Below are 11473 nucleotides of genomic sequence, written 5' to 3'. Positions count from 1 at the left end.
AGCCCCATTATTGGGGCTTTTTCGTGTTCAAACGGATGAACAATTAATCGTGACTGAGCACTATGCGATAACGTGCTTTGCCACTGCGCAGATGTGCGATGGCTTCATTGATCTGCGAAAATTTATAATGCTCCGTGATGGGTTCGATATGGTGCCGGGCCGCAAATTCGAGCATTTTCGCAAGCGTGGCAGGGCTGCCGACTGGGGAGCCTGAAACCGATCGTTGCGCCATGATCAAGCTAAATGCGGGGATTTGTAACGGCTCCAAGGCCGCGCCAACCACGTGCAATCGCCCTTTGGGTTTGAGCGTGCCAAGGTAGGCATTCCAATTCAAACTGACATTCACCGTTGAAATCAGATAATCAAAACGGCCAGCGGCATTCGCCAGCGCATCGTCATCGCGTGAATCTAACGTGTGATGCGCGCCCAGTTCCAGTGCTTCCGCGCGTTTGGCTTCATTGGAGGTAAACGCAGTCACCTCACAGCCCCAGGCGTTTAAAAATTGCAGCGCCATGTGGCCAAGGCCGCCGATACCAATCACCCCGACCCGCGCGGTGGGAGAAAGGCCAAACTGAACCATGGGATTAAAAACGGTAATACCGCCGCAGAACAGCGGGCCGGCTTTCGCGGGGTCCAGTCCTTCGGGCAGAGGAATCACGCTGACGGCTTGTGCACGGACTTTATCGGCAAAACCACCATGACGGCCAACGATGGTGGATTCAGCCTGCGCGCAAAGATTGTGATCGCCATCCAAACAGGTACCACAAGTCATGCAATAGCCCGATTGCCAGCCTAAGCCTACGCGTTGGCCTACCTTGAGATGATGCACTGCTGATCCGACTGCACCGACGGTGCCGACAACCTCGTGCCCAGGTACCAGGGGGTAGTTGGAAAACCCCCACTCATTATCGATCATGCTTAGATCACTGTGGCAGATACCACAATGCTCGACGTTAATTTCTACCTGATCGGCAGCTAATTCACCTGGATCGTACTCGAACGGCTTGAGTTCACCACCGGCTTGGTGAGCGGCATAGGCTTTGATCATGGTTTATCTCCTGTTGATTAATGTGTGCGCCCAAAAGGACGCAACAATTCGCTGAGATGATGGGGCGCTCAGGCGCCAAATTGGTTGCGAATCACAACCTCGGTTTGATCGAGTTGGCCTGGTTTTGGCCAGACATCGCGTGTTTTTTTACCAATCGCGAGCATGAAGGCAATCTCATGATCGGCGGGTAATTGAATGATTTTGGCAACGGCATCGAAATCAAAGCCATCCATGGGGCAGCTATCCAAATCCATGGCGCGGGCAGCCAGCATTAGGGTTTGCCCCGCAATGCCGCAGCTACGCATGATCTCGTCGCGCTGAACCTGCGGTTTATCCCGATAGTAGGCATCGATGGCGGGCACCATCATTTCGCGCACGGCATCCGGCGCTCCGGCCCACACCCGCGCGGCATTTTTTTCCCAACTGTTGACGTCGGCACATAAAATCACAAGCATCGACGCATCGGTCACTTGGGCCTGATCCCAAGCCACGGCACGAATTTGCTGACGTATTTTCGGATCATCGACAACCACAAACCGCCAGTGTTGCAAATTGAACGCCGTGGGCGATTGCATGGCCAAATCAAGCAGTTCGGTTTGCTTTTCGGCGGATAATTTGAATTCAGGATCAAAATACTTTACGGCGCGACGGCTGCGAATAGCATCGAAAATATGCATGTGAATGCTCCGTGGTTATGGTTCAAGAGAAGCTGGGGACAGATTTTTGATTGGCGTACCAAGAATCCGGAATGGGAAGATGACCTGTTTTAACAAAAATAGTGCAGCCACTGCGGGTAAAGGGCGTGTGTTTGCTCCAATGCGGGCTGCGTATCCAGGAACCTGCGGGGTAGGCACCGGTTTCGTCGCAAAATTCACCTTCGAGGACAAATATCTCTTCTCCACCAAAATGATGATGAGGTTTGAAATAGGTATCGGGTTGCCACCGCACGAGGGCTGTGTGTTGCCCCGCGATGTCTGAAAGTGGCATGACTTCAAGCCCTTCGACCAGGCCGGGTAACCACGGCGTGTTGAGCGTATCGATTGAAATGGGTGCTTTTGATTCGGGTGGCAGATGATGCAATTTGACGAAAATAACACAGCCATCCGGTGCGTACGGCGCGTGACTGGAACCCGGGGGATTCAACACATAACTACCCTTGGGAAAGCAGCCCCGTTCATCACAAAAAGCGCCTTCTAGGACGATAAACTCTTCACCCCCGTGATGGTCGTGGCTTGGAAAACGCGCACCCGCTGCGAATTTCACAAGGCTGGTGGCTCGTGTGCCATCGCCGCCCATGCGTTCAATCAATTTGCGTTTTACTGTCGCCTCGGGAGAATCAACCCACGGAAGAGATGCGGTATCAACAACCGCGCGATGCGTGAGATCGGAATGAAGGGGGCGTAACGGGTGTTCAAGCATGGGCAGTAACCAAAACCTAAGTTCAAATTTAGTTGCTATCAAAAACTGATAGTAGACTATTAATCAAAACTTTTTGGTTAAATTACCGCCCGGATCAACCAATTCCTTGGAAGGCGTTTTTATTCTCGCTGACCACTCACGCGTGACCAGTCACCTTGTGACGCAATGCCATCAATCGTCAAGCCTTGAGCCATCCATTGCGCAGCCACTGCCTCAGCTTGTGTATTAAGAATGCCTGACAGCGCGAAGCGACCGCCCTTTTTGAGATGAGGTGCTAACGTCGGTGCGAGTTCGATCAGTGGTTGGGCTAGGATATTGGCGATTAAGACATCGAATTTTTCCTCTGCGGCCAATTCTTCCGGCAGACCGAGCCAAAAACGATCCTCCGGAATGTCATTCAGTGCCGCATTGTCCCGGCTGGCCTTGAGTGCCTGTGGGTCAATATCGGTGCCATAGGCAACCGAGGCGCCTTTCATCAAGGCAGCCAGCGCGAGGATTCCCGAACCGCAACCCACATCGAGGACGCGCAGACCATTGAGTGATTGCGCATCAAGCCAATCCAAACATAGGGAGGTGGTTTCATGTTGGCCCGTGCCAAAGGCCATCCCGGGATCAATCCGCACGACGGTTTTGGCTTCGGTGGGTGCATCGCTCCAATGAGGCGTAACCCACAGACCATCGCCGTAATGATTGGGGGCGAAATCTGCTTGGGTTTGCCGAACCCAGTCGGTTTCCTCGATGAATTCGTGATCGAAATCACCCAAAAGGGATGGCCGCAGCGAGCCATGCAGTTGCCCCATGATGTTCGCCGGGCTGATATGACCTTCGAAAAGCCCAGCTACGCGAACACGCTGCCAAAGGGGCGTTTCCCCAGGTTTTGGTTCGAAAATCTGCTCATCACCGATTTCTTCCAGTGAAACGGAGACTGCGCCCGCTTCAAGCAGGGCGTCCTCGCAGGCTTCAACATCGGATTGCGGTACATCCAGGCTTAGTCTTTGCCAAGCCGGATTGATTGCAGACGACTCGGCCATCAGTTCAGCCCCAGTTTCTTTTGCAGGTAATGAATATCTGTACCGCCTTCGATAAAGGCTTGATCGGCCATCATTTCTCGATGCAGCGGGATATTTGTCTTGATGCCATCAATCATCATTTCGTCGAGTGCGCCGGCCATGCGACGAATTGCCTGCTCTCGTGTGTCGGCATGGGTGATGAGCTTGCCGATCATAGAGTCGTAGTAAGGCGGAACGCTGTAGCCATTGTAGATATGCGAATCGATGCGAACGCCGTTACCGCCCGCAAAATGCAGGTTGGTGATTTTCCCGGGGCTGGGCAAGAAGGTGTTTGGATCTTCGGCATTGATGCGGCATTCAATAGAGTGACCGGTCAGGCGAACCTGATCCTGAGTGATCTCAAGTGGCAGGCCCGATGCAATACGTAATTGCTGTCTTACCAGGTCAATGCCGGTGATCATCTCGGTGATGGTGTGCTCCACCTGCAAACGGGTGTTCATCTCGATGAAATAGAAGTTGCCGTTCTCATAAAGAAACTCGAACGTGCCGGCACCGCGGTAGCCCATGCGCTGACAGGCAGCCACGCACACGGCGCCAATTTCGGCACGTTGCTCAGGCGTGACGCCGGGGGCGGGCGCTTCTTCGATAATTTTCTGATGGCGGCGCTGCATGGAACAATCGCGCTCACCCAGATAGATCGCATTGCCATGGGTGTCCGCAAGTATCTGGATTTCAACGTGGCGTGGGTGCTCAAGGAATTTTTCCATGTACACCTGCGGGTTGTTAAACGCCGCTTGTGCTTCGCTACGCGTCATTTCGATGGCATGCAGCAGAGCCGCCTCGGTATGCACCACGCGCATACCGCGCCCGCCACCACCACCGGCCGCCTTGATGATGACCGGATAGCCGACTTCACGCCCCAAACGCAGGTTCTCATCCGGATCATCGCCCAGCGCGCCATCTGAACCGGGCACGCAGGGCACATTTGCTGCGCGCATGGTCTCTTTGGCGGTGACCTTGTCGCCCATCATGCGAATGTTTTCTGGGGTTGGACCGATGAAAATAAATCCCGATTGTTCCACGCGCTCGGCAAAATCGGCATTTTCGGATAAAAATCCATAACCGGGATGAATGGCGACCGAATCGGTCACTTCTGCCGCAGCGATGATGGCCGGGATGTTCAGATAGCTTTCGTTTGACCGTGGACCACCGATGCAGACTGATTCATCTGCGAGTCGGACGTGTTTGAGATCCCGGTCGGCAGTAGAGTGAACAGCCACGGTCTGGATGTCGAGTTCGCGACAAGCGCGCAGAATTCGCAGTGCAATTTCACCGCGATTCGCGATTAATACTTTGTTCAACATGGCAAAACCTCTGAAAACGGGATGGCTTATTCGATGATGAACAATGGCTGATCGTATTCGACCGGCTGACCATTCTCGACCAGAATCGCGGTGATTGTGCCGCTGGTTTCTGCCTCAATTTGGTTGAACATTTTCATGGCTTCAACGACGCACAGCGTGTCGCCAGACTTGACGCTGCTGCCAACTTCGACAAATGGTTTTGCCGTAGGTGAAGCGGAACGATAGAACGTACCGACCATGGGTGATTTGATCGGTGTTCCTGCTGCCTGAGCAGGCGCGGCTGTCTGTTGGGAATCGGGTGCCGGAGCAGAAGCGACAGTTGGCGAACTGACGCTGGGTACGGTGTATTGAACTGGCGCGGCTTGGGCAATTTGACCACGAGAAATACGAACGGATTCTTCGCCTTCGCGAATTTCAATTTCGGCGATGCCCGATTCCTCAAGCAGTTCGATCAGTTTTTTAATTTTGCGAATATCCATGGATGGACTTCTCCGAATGATTTTGGCCTGAATTCCTTGGGAATTAGGCGTGTGGCAAAGGGGGCGTCCACAGCTTGCCGCGTGGGATGCCAAGATGATTCAGTAATGCGAATAACGCGAGTTCGTAGCCGACGGCGCCCACACCAACGATCGACCCGACAGCGATATCCGAAAAATACGAATGCTGGCGGAACGTTTCGCGGGCATGAATGTTGGTAATGTGGATTTCGACGAAGGGGATGGCGGTTGAGAGCAGGGCATCACGAAGCGCTATGCTGGTATGTGTCCAGGCTGCGGGGTTAATGACGATGCCCTCCACGCCAGAATCGGCAGCGGCATGTATCCGCTCGATCATTTCATGCTCGGCATTCGTTTGAAGATGTTCAAGTGTCGATGACGTATGACGGCAGAGGTGATCCAGACGCTGAACGATATCGTCCAATGTCGTCTTGCCATAGCGATCGGGCTCGCGTGTGCCTAGGCGGTTCAGATTCGGGCCGTTCAGCAGCAGAATGGTTGCCATGCGTCGCAGTTCCTTGTCGCGGGAGTGTCTTTCATTTCGTGAAATTTAAGTTGTCGGCATTGTGCCGTGTGGCCGTTGGATTGTCCACTAAACAGCCGGTTGACCACGGCATTTTAGGGCGTAATTCCGGCATATCGCTGCATGATCGAGGGAATTGTGCTTTACACAGGCTTGCCGCGCAGGGCGCGAAGCAGGATGCGGGTGTGTTGATCCGGTTTGACGCGGCTCGGGTTCATCAAGTGGTTTTGGCGGTTTTGTTCGGCTTTCTTCAGGCGTTCGGCCAGATGTTCTGGCGATTCGGAATACAGGGTTTGGGCCACTGTGGCCGATCCGCGTTGTTTGGATAGCCCCGTAACCGTAACAATCCACTTAGTCTCACCACGTTCGATGGACAGTTCGTCGCCAATTCGGACTGCCTTGCCGGATTTTTTACATGGCTGACCGTTGATTGCCACCTTGCCGCCTTCGATTGCCGTAGAGGCAAGGGAGCGTGTTTTGAAGAAACGCGCCGCCCATAACCAGGTATCGACGCGCTGCTCCTTGAGCTCCGTTTGTTGTGTCTTGTTTGTTGAGGAATTGGCCATGCATTATCTGTTCGCGGTGGTCATATCCCGTGATTGTAGCTGCCTCTTGATCTGGATGTGATGGATAAAACCGACCAGCCAGGTGCCCAGCACGATGCCGATGAGCACCACGCCGACAAACCACTGACCCTCGCCGAGCATGGCGGGTGCGGTTCCAGGGCAGACTCCAGTCAGGCCCCAACCCACACCGAACAGAAGGGCACCGGGAATGAGTGCACGCACGAAGGGTTTGTGCGGAAAGCTAATCGGCTCGCCACTTGCCAAGCTTCGCCATTTCAACTGTTTAGCGAGTAAATTGAGTATGGCGCCAACGCCGACAGCCGTGGCGATGACCCATAATAAATGCAGGTTTTCAAACAGCAGTAAGCTTGAAATGAGCGCGGGATCGGTTGCGCCGGCGCGGCTCAGTAAAAAACCGAACACTACGCCAAAGAGCAGGAAGCTACCGTTGCGGATCAATGGGCTTGAATTGTTCATGATCAACCTCCGATTGCGTTCAGAAGGTGTTGGGCGATTTGTGCCGTGCCGACAGCCGCTGCGAAAAAAAATATCGAGGCGACAATGCTCGCAGGTGACCCCATCGCTACGCCATTAATGGTGTGACCTGAGGTGCAGCCCCCGGCCAAGCGTGAACCCATGCCAATCAACACGCCACCGAACAGCCACCACAGCACGCGGCCTGCGTCGGAATGAGGCATCAATGCCGTGTACAACGAGCCAAAATGCGACGGTTCGGCCCATGAACCGGTCGAGAGGCTCGCGAGAAGACCGCCGAGAAAAATGCCGACCAGGAACCAGAGTTTCCAGTCGGTGACGGTGCTGTGTGCGGGGCCTTGAAACAAAGGCAGCCGGCTACCCATGCGGGCACACGCGTTACCGAAAGCAGCCGAGCAGCCCAAGGGTTGGTCGGTCATCCAGCGTTGCGCAAAGGCAAGTATGCCGATGGCGCCACCTGCGACCCATGCGGGCCATAAGGTAGTTGAAAATATTGGGGAATCGGTTAGCCAGGAAAAGTTGGATAAAGTCATGATTGCACCCTCAGGGCTGATTGAACATATGACTTAACTTTAACGTGCGGTGCTCATGCCCGCGCGCTAAACATTTTCATTGGCCTATTGAGTTGCTCTATTGGTTTTATCTAGTATAAATAAAACAAATGCGCAGGCGTCTGGCTTATTCTTCCTTGCGGTCGGGCAGGACAATGTTGAGTTCCAACGTATCGACACCTTCGTGATGTTCGATTTGAACCTGAACGGCGTCATCTTGTACGGCCACATATTTGCGAATGACATCCAGGAGATCGTTTTTAAGCTTGGGCAGATAATCAGGGTCGGTATTCTGCCCTTGGCTGCGTTCATGTGCGATCAGGATCTGGAGCCGTTCTTTAGCCAGATGAGCCGTCGGCTTGGGGCGCGCACGGAATAAATCAAGAATACCCATGATTACCCCCGTCCAAACAAACGGTTGAAGAAGGATTTTTTCTCCGCTTCAACGAACCGCATGGGCCGATCTTCACCAAGAAGCCGAGCGACCGCGTCCTGATAGGCTTGTCCGGCATCTGCTGTCTGATCGAGAATGACCGGACGACCGGAGTTGGAAGCCTGAAGCACCGCGGGTGATTCGGGAATGACGCCCAGCAGCGGCACAGCCAGAATTTCGAGCATGTCTTCGATGGAAAGCATTTCACCCGCCTCCACGCGGTTGGGTGAGTAGCGGGTAATCAGCAAATGTTCACGAATGGGGGTTTCGCCGTTTTTGGCCCGTTGGGACTTGCTGGCCAGAATGCCGAGCATGCGGTCAGAGTCTCGAACAGAAGAAACTTCGGGGTTGGAAACCACGATTGCTTCATCGGCGTAGTACATGGCCAGTTGTGCGCCGCGTTCAATGCCAGCAGGGGAGTCGCAGATGATGTAATCGAAGCCGTCGGCCTTCAAATCATCAAAAACTTGTTTGACGCCTTCTTCGGTCAGTGCATCTTTGTCTTTGGTTTGTGAGGCGGGGAGGACATAAAGATTGTCGACTTCCTTGTGTTTGATGAGCGCTTGGCTCAAACCGGCCTCTTTCTGGATGACGTTTACGAGGTCATAGACCACGCGCCGCTCAACCCCCATGATGAGGTCAAGGTTTCGTAGACCCACATCAAAATCGATGACGACCGTTTTCTTACCGGCCAAAGCCAAGCCGCTGGAAATCGCTGCGCTTGTCGTTGTTTTACCAACGCCGCCTTTCCCTGAAGTTACAACGATAATTTTTGCCACTAATCAACTCCTGCCCACACCTCTAACCGAGGCGTCGCGAAAATAAAGAACAACCGGAACTCCGCTGATTCTGCCATAAATCAGGATTGATTCATAAGGTTTGCTGGAGCGGTATAGTGGTCTGGGTGTGTTTGGGATTGTCAGGTTGGATTATTGTTTTCCCAAACCGTTTTATTTACTTTTATTTTGTATGGATTTCGGCTATCAATTGAAGATCCTACAGAGGCGGTTCATGCCTCGTTTCCACCCTCGTGACCATTAAAAAGTAAGGTTCATCCCCACGGTAAAGTTCTAGGGTTACTCATAACAGGAGTTGTCATTTCATGAATAAATTCAAATACATCCGGTTCTTTGACGAATTGGGGATCGACGATGTGCCGCTGGTCGGTGGCAAGAATGCGTCTCTGGGCGAGATGTACCGCAAGCTATCACCCGCCGGTGTACGCATCCCCAATGGTTTTGCCATTACTGCCGAGGCCTACCACTACATGCTGGATTCGGCCAATGCCTGGCCTGCGCTGCACGAGGCGCTTGATACGCTTGACCCCGAGGATGTGAGTGATTTGGCGCGGCGTGGCAAGCGAGCGCGGGAAATTGTCTACGGTGCGGGTTTGCCGGATGACTTGGCAAAAGAAATCATCGCAGCCTATCGCAAACTGCAGGAAGAATATGGCGAAGATGTTGGGCTTGCGGTGCGCAGTTCGGCCACCGCGGAGGATCTTCCAACGGCGAGCTTTGCCGGCCAGCAGGATACATTTCTTAATGTGCGAGGCGATCAAAGCCTGTTGGACGCCTGTCGGCGGGATTTTGCCAGTCTGTTCACGGATCGTGCGATTCATTATCGAGTCGATCAGGGCTTCGATCATTTCAAGATCGGCCTTTCCATCGGTGTCATGAAAATGGTGCGTTCGGATCTTTCGGCATCGGGCGTGATGTTCTCGCTCGATACCGAATCGGGCTTCCGCGATGCCGTATTCATTACCGGCAGTTATGGTCTTGGCGAGAATATCGTGCAGGGTGCGGTCGACCCCGACGAGTTCTACGTTCATAAGCCAACATTCGCTGCGGGTCATCGGGCGGTATTGCGACGCAATATGGGCGGCAAGGCCATCATGATGGTCTACATGGAAGGCGATACACGGAACACAACGCGTAATATTCCCACACCGACCGAAGATCGCGAACGGTTCTGTATCGGTGATGCCGACGTGCTGGAACTGGCCGAATACGCCATAGCAATCGAGGCGCATTACGGCCACCCCATGGACATGGAGTGGGCAAAGGATGGCCTGGACGGGAAGATGTACATCGTGCAGGCACGTCCGGAGACGGTGGCATCCCAACGTCGGGTCAATCTTCTGGAAAGCTATGAGCTCGACGGTCAGGGGGAGGTCATCATCACTGGGCGTTCCGTGGGTGAGCGAATTGCCAGCGGCCCGGCGCGAATCATTCAGGATGCCGCCCACCTGAGCGAATTTAAACCCGGTGAGATTCTGGTCGCCGATACGACCACGCCGGATTGGGAGCCTGTCATGAAGACGGCTGCGGCGGTCGTGACCAACCGCGGCGGGCGTACGTGCCATGCGGCAATTATCGCGCGTGAGTTGGGTATTCCCGCGGTGGTCGGTGCGGGCGAAGCGACGACCAAGATTCCCGATGGAGCGACGATCACCGTTTCCTGCGCGGAAGGCGACAACGGCCGGATTTACAAGGGCGCTGTGCCGTTCCATGTCGATACGACGGAAGTGGGTGATATCGCTCGTCCGACCACCCAGATCATGATCAATCTCGGTAACCCTGACCTTGCATTCAAAACCTCATTCCTGCCGAACGATGGCGTGGGGCTGGCCCGGATGGAGTTCATCATCAACGAGTCCATCAAGGCGCACCCACTGGCCTTGTTGCATCCTGAGAAAGTGTCTTCTGCGGCAGATCGCGCGGCGATTGCTCGTCTGACGAGCGGTTATGCCAATGGCGAAGCCTACTTCATCGAGCGTCTTTCCGAGGGTGTGGGGACGATTGCGGCCGCTTTCTGGCCGAAGCCCGTTGTGGTGCGTATGTCCGATTTTAAATCGAATGAATATGCCACCTTGCTGGGCGGTTCGGATTTCGAGCCGGACGAGGCCAATCCGATGATTGGTTTCCGTGGTGCTGCCCGCTATGCCCATCCGGCCTACGAGGAAGGTTTCCGTCTTGAATGTCTCGCCATGAAGCGTGTGCGTGAAGTGATGGGGCTAACCAATGTGATTCTCATGCTGCCCTTTGTTCGTCGCGTGAAAGAAGCCGACGACGTGCTGGCAAAAATGGCGGAATTCGGGCTCAAACGGGGCGAGAACGGTCTGCAAATCTATGCCATGTGTGAAATCCCGAATAATGTGATCCTGATCGATCAATTCGCGAAGCGGTTTGACGGTTTCTCGATTGGCACAAATGATTTGACGCAATTGACGCTGGGCGTGGATCGGGATAGCGAGATGGTCGCATTCGATTATGACGAGCGTGACGACGGCGTGAAGGAGATGATCCGGCTTGCGGTAGAAGGCTGCGCGCGCAACGGCATCCATTCCGGCCTGTGTGGTCAGGCGCCGTCCGACTATCCCGAGATGGCCGCATTTCTGGTCGAGATTGGGATTGAGTCCATGAGCTTGAATCCCGATACGGTTGTTAACACTACGCGCAAAGTGCTTGAAATCGAAGCGAAGATGAAAGAAAAGCGCGGCTGATAAGATTGATTTGGACAAAGATGCAGGTCAAAAAAAACGGCCTGCAGTCTGTATTCAGTATTGCT

The 11473-nt window shown here is 54.0% G+C and carries 13 protein-coding genes; 1 reads left to right on the top strand and 12 read right to left on the bottom strand.

The genetic code is table 11. The features are described 5' to 3' along the window. Positions 1–43 precede the first annotated feature (43 nt). The 12 genes from ahr to minD form a co-directional block, all read right to left on the bottom strand. Positions 44–1048 (bottom strand): NADPH-dependent aldehyde reductase Ahr, encoded by a 1005-nt coding sequence (gene ahr, locus HNEAP_RS06890; protein ID WP_012824243.1) that lies wholly within the window; start codon positions 1046–1048, stop codon positions 44–46. A gap of 68 nt (positions 1049–1116) precedes the next feature. Then, complete coding sequence (locus HNEAP_RS06885) at positions 1117–1725, bottom strand: nitroreductase family protein (RefSeq protein ID WP_012824242.1); 609 nt, start codon at positions 1723–1725, stop codon at positions 1117–1119. Positions 1726–1747: 22 nt separating this feature from the next. Further along, positions 1748–2467 (bottom strand): cupin domain-containing protein, encoded by a 720-nt coding sequence (locus tag HNEAP_RS06880; protein WP_012824241.1) that lies wholly within the window; start codon positions 2465–2467, stop codon positions 1748–1750. 119 nt (positions 2468–2586) lie between these two features. Next, complete coding sequence (prmA, locus tag HNEAP_RS06875) at positions 2587–3498, bottom strand: 50S ribosomal protein L11 methyltransferase (protein ID WP_012824240.1); 912 nt, start codon at positions 3496–3498, stop codon at positions 2587–2589. After that, entirely contained in the window at positions 3498–4841 is a 1344-nt protein-coding gene (accC, locus tag HNEAP_RS06870) for an acetyl-CoA carboxylase biotin carboxylase subunit (protein ID WP_012824239.1), read from the bottom strand. Before accC ends, prmA begins: the two co-directional genes overlap by 1 nt. Positions 4842–4867: 26 nt before the next feature. Continuing rightward, complete coding sequence (gene accB / locus HNEAP_RS06865; protein ID WP_012824238.1) at positions 4868–5320, bottom strand: acetyl-CoA carboxylase biotin carboxyl carrier protein; 453 nt, start codon at positions 5318–5320, stop codon at positions 4868–4870. A gap of 43 nt (positions 5321–5363) precedes the next feature. Beyond that, positions 5364–5843 (bottom strand): type II 3-dehydroquinate dehydratase, encoded by a 480-nt coding sequence (gene aroQ, locus HNEAP_RS06860; RefSeq protein WP_012824237.1) that lies wholly within the window; start codon positions 5841–5843, stop codon positions 5364–5366. Positions 5844–6004: 161 nt separating this feature from the next. Then, positions 6005–6427, bottom strand: a complete 423-nt coding sequence (locus HNEAP_RS06855; protein WP_012824236.1) for an RNA-binding S4 domain-containing protein — start codon at positions 6425–6427, stop codon at positions 6005–6007. A gap of 3 nt (positions 6428–6430) precedes the next feature. Continuing rightward, positions 6431–6904 carry a DUF6691 family protein gene (locus tag HNEAP_RS06850; protein WP_012824235.1) on the bottom strand — a complete coding sequence of 158 codons (474 nt, stop codon included), beginning with the start codon at positions 6902–6904 and terminating at the stop codon, positions 6431–6433. Positions 6905–6906: 2 nt separating this feature from the next. Further along, positions 6907–7455, bottom strand: a complete 549-nt coding sequence (locus HNEAP_RS06845) for a YeeE/YedE family protein (protein WP_012824234.1) — start codon at positions 7453–7455, stop codon at positions 6907–6909. A gap of 145 nt (positions 7456–7600) precedes the next feature. Further along, a complete protein-coding gene (gene minE / locus HNEAP_RS06840) occupies positions 7601–7867 on the bottom strand; it encodes a cell division topological specificity factor MinE (protein WP_012824233.1) in 267 nt (88 codons plus the stop codon). Between the two features lie 2 nt (positions 7868–7869). Beyond that, positions 7870–8685 (bottom strand): septum site-determining protein MinD, encoded by an 816-nt coding sequence (gene minD / locus HNEAP_RS06835; RefSeq protein ID WP_012824232.1) that lies wholly within the window; start codon positions 8683–8685, stop codon positions 7870–7872. 323 nt (positions 8686–9008) lie between these two features. Here minD and ppsA point away from each other — a divergent pair, with 323 nt between their 5' ends. After that, complete coding sequence (gene ppsA / locus HNEAP_RS06830) at positions 9009–11408, top strand: phosphoenolpyruvate synthase (protein WP_012824231.1); 2400 nt, start codon at positions 9009–9011, stop codon at positions 11406–11408. Positions 11409–11473: the final 65 nt, after the last annotated feature.

The organism is Halothiobacillus neapolitanus c2 (genome assembly GCF_000024765.1).
Lineage (GTDB): Bacteria > Pseudomonadota > Gammaproteobacteria > Halothiobacillales > Halothiobacillaceae > Halothiobacillus > Halothiobacillus neapolitanus.
The sequence above is the reverse complement of the archived record's forward strand: the minus strand, read 5'-3'. Positions and strand labels throughout refer to the sequence as shown.